The organism is Bacillus sp. NPDC094064 (assembly GCF_050279585.1).
Lineage (GTDB): Bacteria > Bacillota > Bacilli > Bacillales > Bacillaceae_G > Bacillus_A.
Genome location: NZ_JBNNUI010000002.1, coordinates 330,617 through 350,061, shown reverse-complemented (window position 1 = coordinate 350,061; position 19,445 = coordinate 330,617). Strand labels below are relative to the sequence as shown.

At 36.6% G+C, this 19,445-nt stretch carries 22 protein-coding genes; 2 read left to right on the top strand and 20 right to left on the bottom strand.

The genetic code is table 11. From position 1 onward, the window contains the following. Positions 1–139: 139 nt before the first annotated feature. The 4 genes from dinG to panB all read right to left on the bottom strand — a co-directional run bounded on the left by dinG (position 140) and on the right by panB (position 5,152). On the bottom strand, positions 140–2,941 hold the full coding sequence (gene dinG, locus ACQKNI_RS06440) for an ATP-dependent DNA helicase DinG (protein ID WP_098945965.1): 2,802 nt from the start codon (positions 2,939–2,941) through the stop codon (positions 140–142). 130 nt (positions 2,942–3,071) lie between these two features. Beyond that, entirely contained in the window at positions 3,072–3,455 is a 384-nt protein-coding gene (gene panD, locus ACQKNI_RS06435; protein WP_000490187.1) for an aspartate 1-decarboxylase, read from the bottom strand. Positions 3,456–3,467: 12 nt separating this feature from the next. Continuing rightward, complete coding sequence (gene panC / locus ACQKNI_RS06430; protein WP_427282274.1) at positions 3,468–4,316, bottom strand: pantoate--beta-alanine ligase; 849 nt, start codon at positions 4,314–4,316, stop codon at positions 3,468–3,470. Beyond that, positions 4,316–5,152 carry a 3-methyl-2-oxobutanoate hydroxymethyltransferase gene (gene panB, locus ACQKNI_RS06425; protein WP_088231565.1) on the bottom strand — a complete coding sequence of 279 codons (837 nt, stop codon included), beginning with the start codon at positions 5,150–5,152 and terminating at the stop codon, positions 4,316–4,318. Before panB ends, panC begins: the two co-directional genes overlap by 1 nt. Before the next feature lie 410 nt (positions 5,153–5,562). Here panB and ACQKNI_RS06420 point away from each other — a divergent pair, with 410 nt between their 5' ends. Then, complete coding sequence (locus tag ACQKNI_RS06420; RefSeq protein WP_088231566.1) at positions 5,563–5,952, top strand: cupredoxin domain-containing protein; 390 nt, start codon at positions 5,563–5,565, stop codon at positions 5,950–5,952. A 105-nt stretch (positions 5,953–6,057) separates the two neighbouring features. Here ACQKNI_RS06420 and ACQKNI_RS06415 read toward each other — a convergent pair whose 3' ends face one another. From ACQKNI_RS06415 to ACQKNI_RS06385, 7 genes are read right to left on the bottom strand one after another with little or no spacing between them, the layout of a single operon-like run. Further along, positions 6,058–7,038 carry a biotin--[acetyl-CoA-carboxylase] ligase gene (locus ACQKNI_RS06415; RefSeq protein WP_088231567.1) on the bottom strand — a complete coding sequence of 327 codons (981 nt, stop codon included), beginning with the start codon at positions 7,036–7,038 and terminating at the stop codon, positions 6,058–6,060. Next, entirely contained in the window at positions 7,023–8,216 is a 1,194-nt protein-coding gene (locus tag ACQKNI_RS06410; RefSeq protein ID WP_088231568.1) for a CCA tRNA nucleotidyltransferase, read from the bottom strand. Before ACQKNI_RS06410 ends, ACQKNI_RS06415 begins: the two co-directional genes overlap by 16 nt. Beyond that, the gene (bshA, locus tag ACQKNI_RS06405; protein WP_088231569.1) at positions 8,203–9,348 is read right to left on the bottom strand and encodes an N-acetyl-alpha-D-glucosaminyl L-malate synthase BshA; all 1,146 of its coding nucleotides are present in this window, start codon (positions 9,346–9,348) and stop codon (positions 8,203–8,205) included. The genes ACQKNI_RS06410 and bshA overlap by 14 nt, the downstream gene beginning before the upstream one ends. After that, positions 9,345–10,049, bottom strand: a complete 705-nt coding sequence (bshB1, locus tag ACQKNI_RS06400; protein ID WP_088231570.1) for a bacillithiol biosynthesis deacetylase BshB1 — start codon at positions 10,047–10,049, stop codon at positions 9,345–9,347. The genes bshA and bshB1 overlap by 4 nt, the downstream gene beginning before the upstream one ends. A gap of 11 nt (positions 10,050–10,060) precedes the next feature. Next, positions 10,061–10,456, bottom strand: coding sequence for a methylglyoxal synthase (gene mgsA / locus ACQKNI_RS06395; protein ID WP_000684760.1), 396 nt, complete (start codon positions 10,454–10,456; stop codon positions 10,061–10,063). A 14-nt stretch (positions 10,457–10,470) separates the two neighbouring features. Further along, positions 10,471–11,271, bottom strand: a complete 801-nt coding sequence (gene dapB / locus ACQKNI_RS06390) for a dihydrodipicolinate reductase (protein ID WP_088231571.1) — start codon at positions 11,269–11,271, stop codon at positions 10,471–10,473. Continuing rightward, on the bottom strand, positions 11,271–11,612 hold the full coding sequence (locus ACQKNI_RS06385) for a nucleotide pyrophosphohydrolase (protein ID WP_088231686.1): 342 nt from the start codon (positions 11,610–11,612) through the stop codon (positions 11,271–11,273). Before ACQKNI_RS06385 ends, dapB begins: the two co-directional genes overlap by 1 nt. A 385-nt stretch (positions 11,613–11,997) precedes the next feature. Between ACQKNI_RS06385 and ACQKNI_RS06380 the strand changes: the two genes are divergently transcribed. Next, on the top strand, positions 11,998–12,879 hold the full coding sequence (locus ACQKNI_RS06380) for a YitT family protein (RefSeq protein WP_088231573.1): 882 nt from the start codon (positions 11,998–12,000) through the stop codon (positions 12,877–12,879). A gap of 27 nt (positions 12,880–12,906) precedes the next feature. Here ACQKNI_RS06380 and ACQKNI_RS06375 read toward each other — a convergent pair whose 3' ends face one another. The 9 genes from ACQKNI_RS06375 to ACQKNI_RS06335 all read right to left on the bottom strand — a co-directional run bounded on the left by ACQKNI_RS06375 (position 12,907) and on the right by ACQKNI_RS06335 (position 19,363). Continuing rightward, a complete protein-coding gene (locus ACQKNI_RS06375) occupies positions 12,907–13,560 on the bottom strand; it encodes a uracil-DNA glycosylase (RefSeq protein ID WP_140417412.1) in 654 nt (217 codons plus the stop codon). Between the two features lie 92 nt (positions 13,561–13,652). Further along, positions 13,653–14,336 (bottom strand): zinc metallopeptidase, encoded by a 684-nt coding sequence (locus tag ACQKNI_RS06370; RefSeq protein ID WP_011109966.1) that lies wholly within the window; start codon positions 14,334–14,336, stop codon positions 13,653–13,655. A 102-nt stretch (positions 14,337–14,438) separates the two neighbouring features. After that, positions 14,439–15,227, bottom strand: a complete 789-nt coding sequence (gene ypjB, locus ACQKNI_RS06365; protein WP_088231574.1) for a sporulation protein YpjB — start codon at positions 15,225–15,227, stop codon at positions 14,439–14,441. A gap of 107 nt (positions 15,228–15,334) precedes the next feature. Then, positions 15,335–16,021 carry a TIGR01906 family membrane protein gene (locus ACQKNI_RS06360; RefSeq protein ID WP_088231575.1) on the bottom strand — a complete coding sequence of 229 codons (687 nt, stop codon included), beginning with the start codon at positions 16,019–16,021 and terminating at the stop codon, positions 15,335–15,337. 22 nt (positions 16,022–16,043) lie between these two features. Next, positions 16,044–16,646 carry a DUF1405 domain-containing protein gene (locus ACQKNI_RS06355; RefSeq protein WP_240522833.1) on the bottom strand — a complete coding sequence of 201 codons (603 nt, stop codon included), beginning with the start codon at positions 16,644–16,646 and terminating at the stop codon, positions 16,044–16,046. 101 nt (positions 16,647–16,747) lie between these two features. Next, complete coding sequence (gene qcrC / locus ACQKNI_RS06350; RefSeq protein ID WP_000554602.1) at positions 16,748–17,515, bottom strand: menaquinol-cytochrome c reductase cytochrome b/c subunit; 768 nt, start codon at positions 17,513–17,515, stop codon at positions 16,748–16,750. 43 nt (positions 17,516–17,558) lie between these two features. Next, the gene (gene qcrB, locus ACQKNI_RS06345) at positions 17,559–18,233 is read right to left on the bottom strand and encodes a menaquinol-cytochrome c reductase cytochrome b subunit (RefSeq protein WP_000932700.1); all 675 of its coding nucleotides are present in this window, start codon (positions 18,231–18,233) and stop codon (positions 17,559–17,561) included. Beyond that, a complete protein-coding gene (gene qcrA, locus ACQKNI_RS06340) occupies positions 18,234–18,746 on the bottom strand; it encodes a menaquinol-cytochrome c reductase iron-sulfur subunit (RefSeq protein WP_088231576.1) in 513 nt (170 codons plus the stop codon). Between the two features lie 143 nt (positions 18,747–18,889). Continuing rightward, the gene (locus ACQKNI_RS06335; protein WP_098357330.1) at positions 18,890–19,363 is read right to left on the bottom strand and encodes a YpiF family protein; all 474 of its coding nucleotides are present in this window, start codon (positions 19,361–19,363) and stop codon (positions 18,890–18,892) included. Positions 19,364–19,445: the final 82 nt, after the last annotated feature.

Here is a 19,445-nt window from a genome sequence, read left to right as displayed (position 1 = left end):
TGTACAGCAAAAAAAGGTTTCAAGTCGAAAACCGATACATTTTGTATACAAGAAGTAAGAAAAATAAAATTCCTCCTACCCACATTTTTTACGCCTGAAGTTTCTAAATACTTCAGGCGTATTTTTCTTCCAAAATTTATTAACTTGATGGCTCTTCTAAGTGCACTAGTAATTCTTCTAACGGTCCCTCATAAAGAGGTACATTCGGAATGGATTGTAAAAATCGTTTTCCATAGGAAGAACTCGTCAAACGACGATCTAACACTACTACGGTTCCCGTGTCTGTATTCGTTCGAATTAAACGTCCGAACCCTTGTTTAAAACGTAATATTGCTTGCGGGAGCGCTAATTTAGCGAATACGTCCTCACCTTGATTTTTTAACCACTCACCTTTCGCTTCCATCATTGGCTGATGAGGAGGTGTAAACGGAAGACGGACAATGACTAGACAACTTAAGGCATCTCCTGGAATATCTATCCCTTCCCAAAAACTACTCGTACCTAACAAAATCGATTTGTCGAACTCTTGAAACTTTCGAATTAAGCGGCTTCGACTTCTATTATTCACACTTTGTGTTAATAATAAATAACCTTCTAATTCATCATTATTTTTCAAATTCGTATATGCTTCTTTCAGCATTTCATACGAAGTAAATAAAACGAGCATTCTACCTTTTGTAGCTTTCGCTATCTTTGCAATATGTTCCGATACAGATTCAATATATTCCTCATTACTTACTTGCTTAATAAAAGGCACATCCGTTGAAACCATTAACTTCATTTGTTCATCATAACGAAATGGCGATGGAACTTTTAATGTGTTTGGAGCAAAATCATGTAAGCCAAGCTCCTCTTTTATATAATCAAATGTGTCGTTAACTGTTAATGTTGCAGATGTAAAAATAACACTCTTTTTTTCTGTTAAAAATTCATCAGCAAATCTTTCACCAATATGAACAGGCTGTGCATATAAAACAGTGGAATGAATCGTCCCTTTTGTTTCCGTCTCCATCCAAGTTACATATGAATTTTTTTCTAATACGAGTAACTGTAACGATTCTGCCATCTTTCTTAGTAACTCAATTAAATGCATAAATTCACCTGTAACAACATGCATCTCCCATTCTAACTTACTTTGCAATATATTCACTTGTTTCTCAAGATTATTCACTAATCTTCTTAATTCATATACAAAACGATTTGTTAATTCAACAATACTATCCCACAACTTGCCTTTCTCTACTTCTGTGTTATATCGATAAATGAGCGGCATATTGTTCGGTCCTTGCTCTTGCTTCGTTTGTTTAAATATAAAAGTGCGTAACATTTGGAATAGTTCATCCGCATCAAATTTTAGTTCCTTCAAACTATGACTTATCATACGGAAAGTCGAACGAGATGCTTGTTCTGATTTTTTCATCATTTTATATACTTTAGACAGCACATCATCCGTTTCTAGTGTACCGAGACGAGATAAAATCAATTGAAAATACATACAGGAGAACTGTTCACCTAATGTTCTACTCGCTGCCTCTTCAATATGATGAGCTTCATCGAAAATAATATGTTCGCATGAAGCAAATAATGGTTCTTCACTTGAAAAATCTTGGAATAATAGCGCATGATTTGTAATAACGATATCTGCAAATAAAGCTTTATTCTTTGCTCGCTGGTAAAAACAACGACTAAACCAATTACTTTGCATACCGCCTGGGCTATATGCATCGCTACAAATACGATTCCAGAGTAACTTTCCACCCTCAGGAATATTTAATTCGTCACGATCACCCGTCTCAGTTTGCAGTAGCCAAACTAAAATCTTCGCCTTCGTAAGTGCCATATCATAATTTTTTTCTTCCTCTTGCAAAGCATACTCAAATTTATGTAAACAAAGGTAATGCTTTCTTCCTTTTAGAAGAGCTACCTCAAATACAAATGGCATTATTTTTTGTAACAACGGAATTTCTTTTTCCAATATTTGTTGTTGGAGTTGTACCGTTTGTGTACTTATAATGACAGGTTCTTCTTTTTTCTTTGCAAAATAAAGGCTAGGCAATAAATAAGCAAGCGTCTTTCCTGTCCCTGTACCTGCTTCAATAAGAGAAAAACGAGAATCTCTTAATGCAGTATATATCTCTTTCATCATCATTTGCTGACTTTCTCTTCTTTCAAACTTTGGCATATGTAATTCCAATTTATCCATCGTTTTATTCAAGAAAGCATCAAACTTCGATGAACACGTATCTCCAAGGCTTAAAGAATAGTTCCGCTTCCGTAGCGCAATATTTCGATGTACTTCATACTCTGCTATATCTTCTTTGCCGTGCATTACTTTCTTTAAAATATTTTCAGAAAGCACATCAGCTATATCACTTTGGAAAACATCACTTAATTCATAAAGCGATTGCAACGTGACAAGTGGTAACTTTTCAATTTCAGTTAAAAATTGTAAAAATAATTCCGCTGTTGCAAGAGCATCACTATCCGCACGATGCGGTTGATCGTGCTCGAGTTCATGTTGTTTAGCTAAATCACGTAATTTATAACTATCAGCCGTTGGCAAAAGAATTTGCGCCAACTCAACTGTATCAACTTTTGGACAATGTATTTCTGTATATCCAGCCTGCCTTAATTCTTCCGTTAAAAAATTCCAATCAAAGTGAACGTTATGTGCAACGAAAGCTGCACCTTGTAATAGCTCAACAACCATCGGGGCTATATCTTGAAATAACGGGGCTTGCTTAACCATACTCTCATCAATCCCTGTTAACTCTGTAATAAATGGCGGAATCTCTCTCTTCGGATTAATAAAAGATGAAAAAATCTCTAATATCTCTCCATCTTCTACTACAACAGCTGCAATTTGGGTAATTTTATCCTTCCCATCTTTCCAGGAGTTCCCCGTCGTCTCTAAATCAACAACGACATAACGCTTACTCATATATGTAACACCTCAATTTCTTACCTATCAAACACAAAAATTATATAATGTTACTATACCACGTTTTATCTTATCTTAATGAAAAGATGCACAAAAAAGCTACCTCTTTAATAGAGATAGCCTTTCCTACTTATAATATCGTACCCGCTTTTTCAGCGCCTAACATTTCAATAATTTGGTTCTGATCGTCTAACACCGCAATTTTTGGTTCTTGTTTATGAACCTCTTCTTCCGTAACTAGTCCATAACAAATAATAATTACTTTGTCCCCTGGTTGTACAAGTCTTGCTGCAGCACCGTTTAAACAAACAACACCACTACCGCGTTCCCCTTTAATAACGTATGTCTCTAAGCGAGCACCATTATTATTATTTACAATTTGTACTTTTTCGTTTTCTACAATATTTACTGCATCCATTAAATCTTCATCAATTGTAATACTACCTACATAATTCAAATTTGCCTCCGTTACAGTGGCACGGTGTAACTTTGCTCTCATCATTGTGCGAAACATAGATGCTCCCCCTTATTTAACCGTTAATGTTATATTGTCAATTAATCGTACATTTTCAAACTTAACTGCAATCGCTAAAATGATTCGTCCTTCAAGTTTATCTACTATTGCCAATGAAGGATATGCATATAAATCCGCATAATCTACAGTGCCTTTCGTATACGTCTCGATATGCTCTTTTACAAGATTCGTAATGATTTCTGGATTACGTACGCCTTCCTCAATGCGTTCTCTCGCTATACATAGACTGCGGTATAAATGAGGAGCCTCTGCACGTTCTTCTTGTGATAAATACACGTTACGTGAACTTTTCGCTAATCCGTCTTCTTCTCTTACGATATCGACTGGTACAATCGTAACTGGAATATTAAAATCAGTTACAAATCCTTCAATTACAGCGACTTGCTGTGCATCCTTCATACCGAAATAAGCACGACTTGGCATTACAATATTAAATAGTTTCATGAGTACAGTCGCAACTCCTGCAAAATGACCAGGTCTTTGTTTGCCGCATAATACGTCAGTACGTTTCACAACTTCTACTGTAGTTGTTTGTTCTGCCGGGTACATTTCTTCTACACTCGGATAAAATAAATAATCAACACCGTTTTCTTTTGCTACATTTTCATCTCTATCAATATCACGAGGGTATCGATCTAAATCTTCATTCGGTCCAAACTGTAGCGGATTTACAAACACGCTTAAAACTACAATTTCATTTTCTTCTCTTGCCTTACGTAATAAAGTCGCATGCCCTTCATGTAAATAACCCATCGTTGGGACAAAACCAATACTTTTTCCACTTGCACGAGGTTCGTTTGTAATTTGCTGCATCTCTTGCACTGTAGTTACAATTTTCATTATTGTTTTCCCCCGTATAACGCTAAGCATTCTTCCTCTTTCATTGTGAACGAATGTTTTTCTTCCGGAAATTGCCCTGTCTTTACTTCAGCAACGTATTGCGAAATCCCTCGCACAATCTCCTCTTGAACAGACGTATATTGTTTCACAAACTTCGGAACACGCTTTACGCCATATGATATAAGATCATGATATACAAGAACTTGCCCATCTACTTTCTGTCCTGCTCCAATGCCAATTGTAGGAATTGTTAGTTGCTTCGAAATTAGTTCTGCCAGCTGCATTGGCACACATTCTAATACAAGCGCTATCGCACCAGCTTCCTCACATTTCTTTGCATCTTCTATTAATTTCTTTGCACTTTCAGCATCTTTTCCCTGCACTTTATATCCACCCAATACACCTACAGATTGAGGGGTTAAACCTAAATGTGCTACGACAGGAATTCCTGCATTCGTCAAATAATGAATCGTTGATATAACTTCTCCAGCACCTTCTACTTTCAGTGCATGTGCCCCACTCTCTTGAACGATGCGGCGTGCATTCACCATCGTTTCTTGTAATGATACGTGATAAGACATAAACGGCATATCAGTTACAATAAAAGTTTCTTTTGCTCCGCGGCGTACAGCTTTCGTATGATGAATCATATCCTCTACTGTTACAGGTACTGTTGAATCGTATCCAAGTACAACCATCCCAAGAGAATCTCCAACTAAAATCATATCAACTTCAGCTTCTTCTGCTAATTGAGCAGAAGGATAATCATACGCCGTTAGCATTGTAATCGGCTCACCTTGCTCTTTCATCTTCAAAAAGTCTGTTTTTGTTTTCAAAAACTACTCCTCCTTTATACAGGAGAGAGGAGATGGCCGAAATCATATAAAAAACCCCTCTGGCCATAAAAGGGCAGAAGGGTTGTGTGTTAGTCGGCATTATTCATCCCTCTGTCCCAGTCCGTTATTGGATCAAGGCAGAATCCAAGTTATTATTTTTTCGTATTGCTTCGAATTATGGTGCAGTTCGCTCCGATACTGCCCATATTCGAACTAATTATAGCAAATTACAAAAAGAAATTACTACATTTTTTTGAAAAAATAATTTTTATTCCTATTACGGTATGTGAAATTCCCATAAATAACTCAAATTATAAAAAGATAAATAGTTTGTTTACATGCATAGTATAACTCTTTCAATAATGATGCAGGTTAATTGAGGAAACATACTTACAAAAGGAGAATTGCGAATGTCTATGAACAAATGGTTATTTCGATTCATCGGTTTGCTTGTGATGATTATAGGGATAATAACTTTTAGCTCCTTCCATGCATTTGCCTCAGTTAACGTCGTAACACAACCTGTTGAGCCAGCAAAAGTGATTGAAGTCGAGCTAAATGATGATTACTTTAAGCCAAATGTTATCACGATTCCAATTGAAGAATCAACAACATTACTATTAAAAAATAAAGGTAAAAACGAACACACCTTTACAGTAAAAAAACTCGGCATTGACGTCGTAGTCGAGCCAGGAAAAGAAAAAAATATTACTGTGAAACCTAAAAATACTGGTACATATGAATTAATATGCCGATATCATCTCCTTAAAGGAATGGAGGGCAAAGTAATCGTCAAATAACATGCAAGGCCAAATAGACAGACGATAATAAGAATTTATTATCAATTTACGAATTCAACTCAAAAATATTGAAATAAAAAGAAGTTCCAAAAGAGGAACTTCTTTTTACTTAATTTCGATATCTGCAGAATGAATATGATGTACTTTCCCTTCATGGTCCTCCAGAAGTAATACACCATCCTCTGTAATACCTTTTGCTACCCCCGTAATCGTCTCTCTCATCGTTCGGGCGGTAATTTCTTTCCCGATGCTTACAGCGTAACTTTCCCAAAGAATTTTAATTACAGAGAAGCCATTTTGTAAATACTCTTCGTATAATTTTTCTAGTTGGAAATAGATTTGTTGCATAAGCTCTGCACGAACAATTGGCTTACCTGATTCAATCGCTAATGAAGTAGCAATGTGCTGAATTTCTTCGTCAAAATGTTCTTGCTTTTGATTCGCATTAATACCAATGCCCATAATGACAGCATTAATTTTATCAGGATCCGCTTGCATTTCTGTTAATATACCTACAGCTTTTTTACCTTGGATTAAAATATCATTCGGCCATTTTATTCCTACGTTTACACCTGTACATTTTTCGATTGCTTGCGCAACACTAACAGCCGCTAACAAAGTAAGCTGCGGTGCATGATGAACCGGGATCGATGGACGTAAAATAATACTCATCCAAATTCCTGTTCCTTTTGGTGAATACCATTTTCTACTTAAACGACCTCTTCCCGCTGTTTGTTCTTCTGCCACAACAATCGTTCCTTCTTCTGCACCCTCATAAGCAAGTTTTGCCGCAATATGCTGCGTAGATTCAACAGTTTCTTCAAAATACACTGTTCTACCAATTCGCTTCGTTTGTAGCCCTAACTGAATTTCATTAGCAGTCACTTTGTCTGGCTTACTCGCAATGCGATAACCTAATCGACGTACAGCTTCAAGTTCATACCCTTCGTTTCGAAGGTCTTCCATATGTTTCCATACAGCGGTTCTTGAACAACCAAGTTTATCACTAATCGTTTGGCCAGATACAAACTCGCCATCCGATTCTGAAAAAACTTGCAATAACTGTTTTCTTATAGTAGATTGCATCCTTGCAGCCACTCCCTTATACTCTCTTTCTCATTAACTACATTTCCTTGTACGATTGCTTCTTCAATTTTTTGAATTATTTCAGCAACCCACGGACCAGGCTTTTTATTTGCCCATTTTAATAGTTCATTCCCCGTCACATTCATTTCTTGACGGCTCTTTATTGGCAATGCTTGAAACAATGTTTGTACTCGTTTAACAGATGTAGGGTCATAGCTTTCAATCATCGCTTCATATACTCTCTCTGCCATTTCAGCGATATGAATTCCCGTTTTATAAAGAAGGAATGTATCCCACTCCTTCTCCTTTCTAGTACGGATAGTTAATAAAACTGCGACAATATCTTTTATTTTTTTATTCGAAAACTTCCATTGGCGTAAAAAGACAGATGGATGCTCTTCTCCGATACAATATAAGAAAAATGCCCATGCCTCAATATCTGTTTCAAAAGAATCCCATTTGTACTGCGTAGCTTTTAACAGTCTCTCTTCTGACATTTGTAAATAGGGCAAATGAGAAAATAGCTTCGTCTCCACTAACTCTTGGAGGCCCTTTGTACAATATGTACCCGTTAACAGTTTCTCAAACTCCACTGTAATACGCTCAATTGCTATATGTTCCAGCAAATGTCCATACGTTTCAATCGCTTGCTTCGTTTTTGTTTCTAAAGAAAATCCTAACGTACTTACAAATCGAATACCGCGCATCATTCGTAAGGCATCTTCTTGAAAGCGATCAGCTGCATTTCCAACTGTTACAATCTCTCTCTTTTGAATCGCTTCCTGCCCAGCAAATAAATCAACCATTTCGCCTTCTTCTGTCATGGCAATCGCATTCATTGTAAAATCACGACGCTTTAAATCTTCTTCTAATGAACGAACAAATTGAACACTACTAGGTCTTCGAAAATCTTCATATTCGCTTTCTGTTCGAAAAGTGGTTACCTCATAAGGTTCACCATTTTCTACAACAATGACAGTTCCATGCTCAAGACCAACAGGAACATGCCTTGGAAATATTCCCATCACTTCTTCTGGTAAAGCAGATGTCGCAATATCAATATCTCCAATTGGCCTATCAATGATAAGATCTCGTACGCTCCCGCCAACAAAGTAAGCCTCATGTCCTTGTTGTTTTAATGTCTCAATAATAGAACTAGCTTTTTTAAATCTTTCCATTTTTGTCATCCCTTAGTATGTCATAGTAAATCGTTTCATATTGTGAGACGATTTTTTCTGAGCGGAACTGCTCGTAAACACTTTCTCTTGCTCGTTCTCCCATATTACGGTGAAGTTCCTCATCCTTTAACAGCTGAATAGCTTGGTTTGCTACGCCTGTTATATCACCAACTTCATATAAATAGCCTGTTTCACCATGTTGAATGACCTCTGGAATACCTCCAACCCTTGTTCCGATACAAGGTACACCACACGCCATCGCTTCTAATAAAACAAGGCCAAAACTTTCCTTCTCTGATAGAAGCAACATTAAGTCACTCATCGTAAGTAACTCTGCAACATTATCTTGTTTTCCTAGGAATAAGACGCGATCTTCAATATGTAAATTCTTCACTAACTGTAAGATCGTACAAAATTCTGGTCCGTCCCCAACAAGAAGCAACTTCGCATCTACTTCTTTAGCAACTTTAGCAAATGCCTGCACAACGTCCTGTACACGTTTCACTTTACGGAAATTTGAAATATGAATCAGTATCTTTTCACTCTCACTTATACCGTATTCTTTCTTTAATTGAGACATATCACGCTTGAAATATACACGTTCGTCTATAAAGTTATATACCGTTTGAATATCTTTATTTGGTTTTACAAGCTCATGCGTTTCATTAATTAATGAATGCGAGACAGCCGTAACAACATCCGACTGCTCAATACCAAAACGAATTAAATTATTTAACGAAGGGTCGGAACCTAACACAGTAATATCTGTTCCATGCAAGGTTGTAACAATTTTAATGCGCTCTCCAATCATTTGTTTTGCTAAATACGCACAAATTGCATGTGGTATTGCGTAATGCACATGTAAAATATCTAAGTTTTCTCTTTGTGCAACCTCTGCCATTTTACTCGCTAACGCTAAATCGTATGGTGGATATTGAAATACAGAGTATTGATTTACCGTCACTTCATGAAAATAAATGTTTGGATACACTTTATTTAACCGGAATGGTAAACCCGATGTAATAAAATGAATTTCATGCCCGCGCTCCGCCAATTGCTTCCCTAATTCTGTTCCAACAACTCCAGAACCACCTACAGAAGGATAACATGTAATACCTATTTTCAATCTCATTTACATCCCCCTATTAAATCAGCATGTAATAAAACGGGTTTCTTACTCATAAATCCTTCGGCATACAAGACTCCCACTTCTTTTCCAAACATCTTCTCACGAGCGACCACAGTTTCAACGTAACCTTCTGTTAACGGCGTCTTCACACCATCACTCCCTGTTGAAAACTGACTTTCATACGCTTCTAATACTTCCACTTTTTGCGATAAGTACTCACTAATATCTATACAAAAATTCGGTTTATGAAAACCATTAATCATATAATTATAAAATGACTCTACACGATGCGGTGGAAATTCTGGCATATATTTTCGGATTCCTGCTGAAAAAATAGCTTCTTCCACAAGCTTTGCACAATTTGCATGATCTGGATGACGATCTTCATAATACGGTGCAAAAACTAGTTTTGGTTTATATGTACGGATCACCTTTACAATTTCACGTATATACTCTTCTTTCATATACAAACCACGGTCTGGCATCGCTAAATTCAGTCTCGTCTTTACTCCCATTATACGAGCAGCGGCCTTCGCTTCTTCTTTTCTCAATTCTACCGTTCCATTTGAAGAAAGATCAGCTTCTGTTAAATCACAAATACCTACTTCATACCCTTGCTTTGTATATTTTGCAATGGTACCAGCCATGCCGATTTCAACATCATCGGCATGAGCACCAAACGCTAATATATGTAATCCACTCATAATTGTTCCCCTCATTTTCTTAACTTGCGATAATCTAAATCTCCTCGCTCTAATGCGTGCATTAACATTTCAGCACTTGCCATATTCGTTGCAAGTGGAATCGCATATACATCGCACAAACGAAGCAACGCATTCACATCAGGTTCATGCGGTTGTGCTGTTAATGGATCACGGAAGAAAATCACCATATCCATATCATTTTTTGCAATCATCGCACCAATTTCTTGATCACCGCCAAGAGGACCCGATTGATATCTTGTTACAACTAAACCAGTCGCTTCCATAATGCGAAGTCCTGTCGTTCCTGTTGCAAATAACTCATGTTTTTCAAAAATCGGTTTATATGCGTATGCAAACGAAACCATATCATTTTTCTTTTTGTCATGTGCGATTAAGGCAATTTTCATCCGTTGTCTCCCCTTTAGTCGATAATATTTTCTAAACCGTACACAAGATGATCCAGGCTCATTACTGTCTCAATTGATAGTTTTACACCTGACATAAATGATGCACGATTGAATGAATCATGACGAACTGTTAACATTTGTCCATCCCCGCCGAACATTACTTCTTGGTGCGCAATAAGTCCTGGTAAACGCACACTATGAATGTGAATACCGTCTACATTTGCACCACGTGCTCCTGCTAATTGTTCCGTTTCATTCGGGTGTCCTTGCTCTTTTGGCACACGATTTTGACGAATTAATTCTACCGTTTTTACAGCTGTACCAGATGGTGCATCTAATTTTTGATCATGATGTAATTCAATTACTTCAACATCTTGGAAGTACTTCGCTGCCATTTGTGAGAATTTCATCATAAGAACTGCACCAATTGCAAAGTTTGGAGCGATAATTGTTCCTACTTCTTTTTCTTTTGCATTTTCTGTTAATTGCTTTAGTTCTTCTTCAGTAAATCCAGTTGTACCAATAACAGATCGAAGTCCACGTTCAACTGCAAGTGTCACATGCTTCTTTCCAACTTCCGGTGTTGTTAAATCTAATAATACATCTGCTTCTACTTCATCTAAACAAGTATGTAAATCTGCGTAAACTGGTGTGTCTAACATCGGCATACCAGGTAAATCGGAAATCTTCTCTCCGCCATGCTTATAGTCCACTGCTGCTACTAAATTGAAATGTTCTGTTCTTTCCATAAGAAGGACTGCTTCATGTCCCATACGTCCTCTTGGTCCAGCGATAATTACTTTAATTTCTTTCATTATTTTTTCTCTCCCTCATCAATACGTGTCCAGCGATCTTTATCACGTGTATTAAATTTCTCCATTACAATGTTATGCGCTGTTTCTAAATCAATATTTAAACTATTTGCCATACAAATCATAACAAATAATACATCTCCAAGCTCTTCTTCAATACTTCGTTCTTTCTCAGTTGTTTTCTTCGGTTTCTCACCATAATAATGGTTTACTTCCCTCGCTAGCTCTCCCATTTCTTCCGTTAAACGAGCCATCATTGCAAGCGGACTGAAATAACCTTCTTTAAACTGACCAATATATGCATCTACTTCTTTCTGCATATCCTTCATCGTTTTCGCTTCCATACAATTCACCTCTAATCCTTCCTCTTTCATGTTAGCCAATTCATCGCGATTTGACAAATATTATTCCCCACCAAACACCTATTTGCGACCCTTTTTTGGATAGACTATAATAAAGTGAAACTTTCTTTTGCGGTTTTTGCAAAAGATCAGCCCACACCAATCGGGTTCTTACGGCTGGTTCGCCTTTCTTCAGAGCTTTATCTCCTACCAGCCGTTGGAACGGGGTAAAGTGAAACTTTCTTTTGCGGTTTTTGCAAAAGATCAGCCCACACCAATCGGGTTCCTACGGCTTTTACTATTTTCACTAGCAACTAGAAATTACTTATCATTATGTTTTACCGTTTCAGCGGAGCAATGCATTCTACATAATTAGGGGGATTTCTACATGAAAGCAAACTTGAAAATTCGAAATATCATTTTCATCTTAATCGGTTCCGCTATTTTCTCTTTCGGTATTGTAAATATCAATATCGAAAATCACCTTGCAGAGGGTGGATTTACCGGTATTACGCTATTATTATATTTTCTATTTTCGCTTGACCCTTCCTATACAAACTTAATTTTAAATATTCCTATATTTTTCATCGGTTGGAAATTACTCGGCCGAACGACATTTTTGTACACTTTAATAGGTACATTTAGCGTATCTTTATTCCTATGGATTTTCCAGCGCTACGAAATACTCAACTTACATTTAAACTTACAAAATGATATGACACTCGCTGCTTTGTTCGCCGGGGCATTTATCGGTATTGGACTTGGAATAATATTTAAATACGGCGGCACTACTGGCGGTGTAGATATTATCGCAAGGTTAGCTCATAAATATGTTGGCTGGAGCATGGGAAAAACGATGTTTATGTTTGATGCCGTCGTTATTATCGTCTCTATCCTTACTTATTTATCATATCGCGAGGGTATGTACACGTTAGTGGCTGTTTTTATCGGAGCGAAAGTCATTGATTTTATGCAAGAAGGAGCTTATGCGGCGAAAGGAGCGACTATTATTTCGGATAAAAACGATGAAATTGCTTCAAAAATTTTATCCGACATGGAGCGCGGAGCAACCTTTTTAAAAGCTGTTGGATCGTATACAAAAGTGGAACGGAACGTATTATATTGCGTTGTTGCTAAAAATGAAATCGTGAAATTAAAAAATATTATTACTTCTGTAGATCCTCATGCCTTTGTTGCTGTAAGTGATGTACATGATGTAGTTGGTGAAGGGTTTACACTAGATGAAAATAAAAATCCGTTACATAATTAATATGACTAGAAAAGCTACTTAGCTTTTCTAGTTTTTTATTGATATATGTTGCTTCAGCTTCTCTAAATCCTCATAAATCAACTCCAATAAACTCCGGTTATAAAAAATTGAAGCTGGATGAAAGGTTGGAAAAATAGCATATTCTTTTTCTGTCCATATAAATTCTGTACCACTACTATCTTTCAGTTGTTGCACAGGTTGCTTGAACAATTCTCCATGAACATCCGTAATTTTATTATTTTTACCAACTAAACGCTGTAATGCAATATTACCAAGTGTGACGATAAGCTTCGGGTTTATTTTCTCTAATTCATAATCTAACAAAGGGGCATGGGCAATTATTTCTCTTTGATTTGGCGTCCTATTATACTTTTTCTGTATAATTTCACCATTTCGTTCTTTTTTCTCTCTCCATTTATAAGGCCTACTCCGAACAGCGCTCGTAATATATACTTCTTCCCTTGTAACGTCAATCCGTTCTAAAAAACCCATCAATTGTTTTCCCGCTCTCCCGCTAAACGGAATCCCATTATGAATTTCTGTTTCACCTGGTGCTTCTCCTAGCAACATAAATTTTGGATTTTCAGGACCTCGTCCACTTAAAAAACCTTCTAGCTGATAAGAAGCGCTACGCTCCTTCACTTGTTTTACTAAATGATCTGGATATTTAATTTCACCCACCACCTTTCCTCATCAATTCTATTATTTCCATTTGTAACACGTTATAAGATTTAATCTACAAAACAAAAAAAGACTATCATAATTGATAGTCTTTAGTCGTCGCTACGCTGCATACCAGTATACATTAATACGAGACGTAATAATTCAAATACCGCTACAGCTGCAGCTGCTACATATGTTAATGCTGCCGCATTTAATACTTTACGAGCTTGGCCATATTCATCTGTTGATACGATACCTAGCGCTTCGATTTGTTGCATTGCACGTTTTGATGCATCAAACTCAACTGGTAATGTAACAAGTTGGAACACAACACCTGCTGCCATTAAAATAATTCCTAATAACAATAGTTTTGACATTGTCGCAAATATACCAATCATAATAAATACCCATGATATATTCGATCCAAAATTTGCCACAGGAACTAACGAATGACGAATACGCATAAAGTTATAATCTTGTGCATCTTGAATCGCATGTCCTACTTCGTGTGCTGCAACTGCTGTACCAGCAACTGAATGACCATAATAGTTATCTGTTGATAATCGAACCGTTTTGGCAGTTGGATCATAATGGTCTGATAAGTGACCTGGTGTTTCTTCCACAGCTACGTTGTATAATCCATTTTCATCTAAAATTTTGCGAGCCACTTCCGCTCCTGTCATACCTGATGTTGAATAAACTTGTGAATACTTGCTATAGGCACTACGTACTCTTGACTGTGCATACAACGGTATGATCATTATGATCGCGAAGTAAATTAAATAAAACATCATGAACCTCCATTGAAGTTTTAATTATAGTACTTCTCATTCTATTTTCTTCTGCCATTATTGTCAATGAATAAACCTTACAATCCGTATCTTTATTTATCTGCATTATCTATTTTTAGAATGGACATTACTTTTTCTTTTCTCTCGCTCTCCTTTATACTTTCTCCATCCAACATAAGTTAATGTGAATAAAATAAGCCCTCCAGTAATTGTCATAAACCAAATGAGAGAGGGAGCAATTTCATCCTTTTTTACTGTGTGAAATATCTTTTTTAAATCCCCTTTAATGATTCCTAATTGCATTTGACCGCCTTTCGTTTTTAACATAACGTTACGAAATTCGTCCAAATAAGATAAATGAGCATTTACACGTTGCACCTCGTTTTCCGGCAAAGCAATCATTAGGCTTGGGTAAATAATATTAAATTCCTTTAAAAATGTATTTAACGTTTGTTGAAACTGCCCAGCATCTTCTTTTTCCATCGCTTTTTCCATTTGAGAAAAGGCCTCCATTACTTTCCCTTCTCTCTCCATCCAAAGTGGTTGATATTTCGATACTTGCGCATCAACAGCAAGTTGCAGGGCTAACACATTATCAATTTTAACTTGTTTACCTAAATCTTCTTCCAAGAGAGATTGTTTCGCTGTATTATATGCTAAAGAAATGACTCTAACGTGATTCGGTGTTACTTCTTGCTTCTTCTCATTCCCCTTCATTACAAACTGCTCCGAGAAATGTTGTAATACTTGCACTGCTTTTTCATTTTCACTACGCTTCACCAACTGTAACGAGTCGTCTAATAACCCTGTTAGTTCACTCCACTCTTCAGCATATATACGTAACGGAAACATTATAATTAGAAATGCGATCAATCCAATTAATGTTCTCTTCATCCCGGTCCCCCCTATAACTACTAGTACAAAATATGTTGAATTGGACAAGAATAGAACAGAACTGGGCTGAAAAATATATTATCGTTTTCAAAACAAAAAAATTCTCTTTAAGCAGAGAATTTTTTCTTGGAACCCCTTTTCTTTTTTACGAAATATCTATACAAGCTGAAACAAAGTATACTACCACTTAAAATGAATAATAAAATAGCACAGGCAGCATGCATAAAGAACTCTTCCGGTAGCATTAATATAATTGGATCCGTTTCAATATCAAACATCCAATAATCATTACTGAATAAAAGCTTATGGAATAATACAAAACTCTTTTCAAAATTAATAGCAATCGGTAACATCAGTGCTATCGGAAATATAATCGTTAAAATCGATCCGTGCAGTAAAAACTTTTCGTTTTTTCTTTTTAATAAATAAACGCCGCCTATCACTGCTATCATAATTGTCGCATACATCACATATTGAATCTTTACTAAAATATTTTTAACATCTACAAAATGTATACGCCCATTTGTAGACATATCTAATGTCGGCAATTGTAATGCCCCATCATAAAACGGAGATAAATATGTAATAAGCACATCATAATTTCTCTTAATTTCATCTTTCGTCATATCCGCTAAATCTGGAATATTTAAAAAATCAATTTCAAAATAATACAGCCATTTTCCATATACAATCGCCATTGTTGCGAGTGCAAAAACGGAAAATGCTATGCTATATGAAACAACTATCGTAACCAATCGATCCAATACTTTTGTACCGCTCTTATTTTTCTTCATTTTCTCCCCCTAAATGTTCTCACTACCATAAAGAAAACTGTTTCCTGTTCTCACGTAAGCAACAATAATATGTAATGCACAGCACAACAATACTTAGCCAAAACGTAAAATAACCAATCTTCTCTACAAACAAATGCATAATGCCATATCTCGGCATTTGCCAAAATAAATAATCAATTGCGTCATTATGTAATGTCCATATAGCTGCTACCGCAAAATGCCATTTTTTTATACGGTAAAACGGAGCGTATAACACTCCCTGCACTGCCATTGCAAAATGCGATAACATTAACATATACCCCATAAGACCAATAGGACCTTCCACATAAATCATAACCCCATTTACAACAACAGCCCATACACCATATTTTATTAAAGTAACAATTGCTAGCGCCTCTATTAATCCCCAGTTTTTCTTTATCAAGAAACCAATTAAAACAAAGACAAAAAAGAGACTCGCCGTAGGACTATCTGGTACAAATGGCCAAAATATAGGTGAAGTTTCTTTTAATTGATTTCCATACCATATAAATCCGTAAATTGTACCTAATATATTAACAACCAATAAAAATAATAATACCGAGCGTTGTCTTAACACTGCATATAAGTAAGCCAAGCTGTACATCCAACACCTTTCATTTTTCATCAAACTCTACTCTATTATATAGCAAACTCACTGTCATCAAAATAAAAAGCTGACTACAAAATTTTTGTAGTCAGCTTTTTTTACTTCTTATTATACTTTGCAATAAATTCCGAAAGCTTTTTCAGTTCTTCATCTGTACCTTTAAATACCCCTTTAGGCATTGAACCTTTTCCTTCTTTCGCAATTTTTGCGATTTCTTCTGGTTTTAAAGTTAAGTTTTGCAGTGCAGGCGCTGCCGCCCCGCCCTGTAAATTGTCACCGTGACATGTTAAACAAGTATTTTTTTGCATTAACTTGTAGCCATCATCATTTTTATCAACTGGTGCCGTTTTTACAATTGCTCCTTGTTTTTTTGCAGCTTCCCAATCGTGGTGTGCTACAGATTCCCAAGTTAAAAAGATAATCGATGCAATTGCTAAAAGCATAAATCCAGTTGCTACAGGGCGCTTCAATGGACGTCTCTCTGGACCTCGATCAAGAAATGGAGCTAACAGTAATGCTCCAAAAGCAATACCTGGCATAATAAATGCTCCAATTACAGTAAATGAACCAGAAGCATAAGAATACTTTAATAACTGATACAAGAATAAGAAATACCAATCTGGAAGTGGTATATATCCTGCATCTGTCGGATCCGCCATTCTCTCAAGCGGTGATGGATGCGCCACTGTTAAACATAAATAACCGATTAAAAAAACTGCACCAACCATCCATTCTTTCAACAAAAAGTTCGGCCAAAATGCTTCTGTTTTTCCTGGGTATTCAGAATAATCTTTTGGAATATTCGGTTTCCGAGCTACTGGTACCCGAGAATCTCCTACAAACTTCATCCCTTTGCCGCGATGCATAATCTCCCTCCTTTAGTTCTTTCCCCTTTAATTTAGCAATCTCTTATAGCGGACCGGAAATACCTTGTTTGCGAATCATGATGAAGTGGAAGGCCATTAAACCTAGAAGTGCTGCTGGTAAGAAGAAGACGTGAATAGCAAAGAAGCGAGTTAATGTTTGAGCGCCAACAATTTCGGAATGACCAGCGAGTAATGTTTTTATATAAGGACCAATGAGCGGCGTTTGCTCTGCAATTTGAATCCCTACTTTCGTAGCAAATAACGCTTTCATATCCCACGGTAATAAATATCCGGTAAAACCAAGACCTAACATAACAAAGAAAATAAGAACACCAACAATCCAGTTTAACTCACGAGGCTTTTTATACGCACCCTGGAAGAAAACTCTGAGTGTATGTAAAAACATCATTACAATTACGAGACTAGCACCCCAGTGGTGCATACCACGAACAATTTGTCCGTAAGCAACTTCATTTTGTAAATAGTAAACCGATTCCCAAGCATTTTTAATATCCGGCACATAATACATCGTCAAAAACATTCCAGATAAAATTTGAATTACAGTAACGAAAAAGGTAAGTCCCCCAAAGCAATAGACGAATGCAGAAAAGTGATGTGCCGGGTTTACATGTTCAGGTACTTCATGATCAGCGATATCGCGCCATATTGGTGTAATATCTAATCGTTCATCTACCCAATCATAAATTTTATTTAGCATCTACTTTCCACCCCCTCTTGGCTTCGCTTTTCCTAAATACAGCGTTCCATCTTTCACTTTAGACTCGTACACATCAAGCGGAGCAAGGGGCGGCGTGCCTTTAATGTTCATTCCATCTTTTGTATAACGGCCCCCGTGACATGGGCAAAAGAATTGATTCGGATGTGCTTTGTCCGAATTCCAGTTCACTGTACATCCTAAATGTTTACATACTGGAGAGAATGCGACAATGTCTCCGCTTTCATCTTTATGAACCCAAGCTGATTTTGGCTCTTCAGACTTGTACCAACCATCAACCTGCTTCACCTTAAAGTCGAAACGCTTCGGTTCTGTTGTAATATCTTTTACTTGTGCAACAGCAACCATATCTGTTCCCGCTTCTTTTCTTAACACCGGATCAAGCGCAAATCGCGTCATCGGCATTAAAATACCTGCTGCCATAAAGCCTCCTACCCCTGTAAGTGTGTAATTTAAAAATTGTCTTCTTGACACACGATGTTCTTTCTCGCTCACGAAAATTTCCCCCCTCTATCAGAAATTGTCCCCTCGTGATAAATTATATAAAAAATAAAAACTAGGACACTATCATGATATAATACGCTCATGCACAGGTCAATATCATACTACTCATAATAATAAGAACTTTCTGTTTATTATTATTTTCCCCATTTTTCTTCTAACATCACCATTATATTTTTTATATGCGCATGAATCAGCTCTCTTTTTGCTTGATCACTAAATTGTTCTAACGCTAATGACGGAAACCAAAATAAATCTCCCTGCAATTCTTGCATATCTTCTTTCCATGAAAAATCACTTGTAACGTACGCAATGTGCTTAAAACCTTGCCTTTGTAAATGATCTGTCCATTCTTGCAAACGACCTTTTTCCTTCTTTTGACTTTCTACTAAATACGTAAATGCTGGTAGTAAAAGCACTCTTCCTTTATATTCTCTTTCTAACTCCATACTCAACAATTCAATAAATTCACCTTGTTCTACAACCATTTTCATTTCTTTTGCTGCCGAAACTGATAACAGTGGTATAACCCCTGTATCTACATACTCCCTTGCTTGCTCAAACTGTTCCACATCTTTTACAATCCATTTCAAGTCTCTTCCCTCCTCCACTTGAAAATGACAGAACTTTCACTTTATATATATTAAACCATACTAAAAGAGGTAAAAAAAGAAAAACTACCTAATATAGGTA

What these genes read in the sequence shown, in the direction of transcription:
- dinG (WP_098945965.1), bottom strand. Translation starts at nt 2,941, where the DNA reads ATGAGTAAGCGTTATGTCGTTGTTGATTTAGAGACGACGGGGAACTCC.
- panD (WP_000490187.1), bottom strand. Translation starts at nt 3,455, where the DNA reads ATGTTTCGCACAATGATGAGAGCAAAGTTACACCGTGCCACTGTAACG.
- panC (WP_427282274.1), bottom strand. Translation starts at nt 4,316, where the DNA reads ATGAAAATTGTAACTACAGTGCAAGAGATGCAGCAAATTACAAACGAA.
- ACQKNI_RS06420 (WP_088231566.1), top strand. Translation starts at nt 5,563, where the DNA reads ATGTCTATGAACAAATGGTTATTTCGATTCATCGGTTTGCTTGTGATG.
- ACQKNI_RS06415 (WP_088231567.1), bottom strand. Translation starts at nt 7,038, where the DNA reads ATGCAATCTACTATAAGAAAACAGTTATTGCAAGTTTTTTCAGAATCG.
- ACQKNI_RS06410 (WP_088231568.1), bottom strand. Translation starts at nt 8,216, where the DNA reads ATGGAAAGATTTAAAAAAGCTAGTTCTATTATTGAGACATTAAAACAA.
- bshA (WP_088231569.1), bottom strand. Translation starts at nt 9,348, where the DNA reads ATGAGATTGAAAATAGGTATTACATGTTATCCTTCTGTAGGTGGTTCT.
- bshB1 (WP_088231570.1), bottom strand. Translation starts at nt 10,049, where the DNA reads ATGAGTGGATTACATATATTAGCGTTTGGTGCTCATGCCGATGATGTT.
- mgsA (WP_000684760.1), bottom strand. Translation starts at nt 10,456, where the DNA reads ATGAAAATTGCCTTAATCGCACATGACAAAAAGAAAAATGATATGGTT.
- dapB (WP_088231571.1), bottom strand. Translation starts at nt 11,271, where the DNA reads ATGAAAGAAATTAAAGTAATTATCGCTGGACCAAGAGGACGTATGGGA.
- ACQKNI_RS06385 (WP_088231686.1), bottom strand. Translation starts at nt 11,612, where the DNA reads ATGGAAGCGAAAACGATGAAGGATATGCAGAAAGAAGTAGATGCATAT.
- ACQKNI_RS06380 (WP_088231573.1), top strand. Translation starts at nt 11,998, where the DNA reads ATGAAAGCAAACTTGAAAATTCGAAATATCATTTTCATCTTAATCGGT.
- ACQKNI_RS06370 (WP_011109966.1), bottom strand. Translation starts at nt 14,336, where the DNA reads ATGATGTTTTATTTAATTTACTTCGCGATCATAATGATCATACCGTTG.
- ypjB (WP_088231574.1), bottom strand. Translation starts at nt 15,227, where the DNA reads ATGAAGAGAACATTAATTGGATTGATCGCATTTCTAATTATAATGTTT.
- ACQKNI_RS06360 (WP_088231575.1), bottom strand. Translation starts at nt 16,021, where the DNA reads ATGAAGAAAAATAAGAGCGGTACAAAAGTATTGGATCGATTGGTTACG.
- ACQKNI_RS06355 (WP_240522833.1), bottom strand. Translation starts at nt 16,646, where the DNA reads ATGTACAGCTTGGCTTACTTATATGCAGTGTTAAGACAACGCTCGGTA.
- qcrC (WP_000554602.1), bottom strand. Translation starts at nt 17,515, where the DNA reads ATGCATCGCGGCAAAGGGATGAAGTTTGTAGGAGATTCTCGGGTACCA.
- qcrB (WP_000932700.1), bottom strand. Translation starts at nt 18,233, where the DNA reads ATGCTAAATAAAATTTATGATTGGGTAGATGAACGATTAGATATTACA.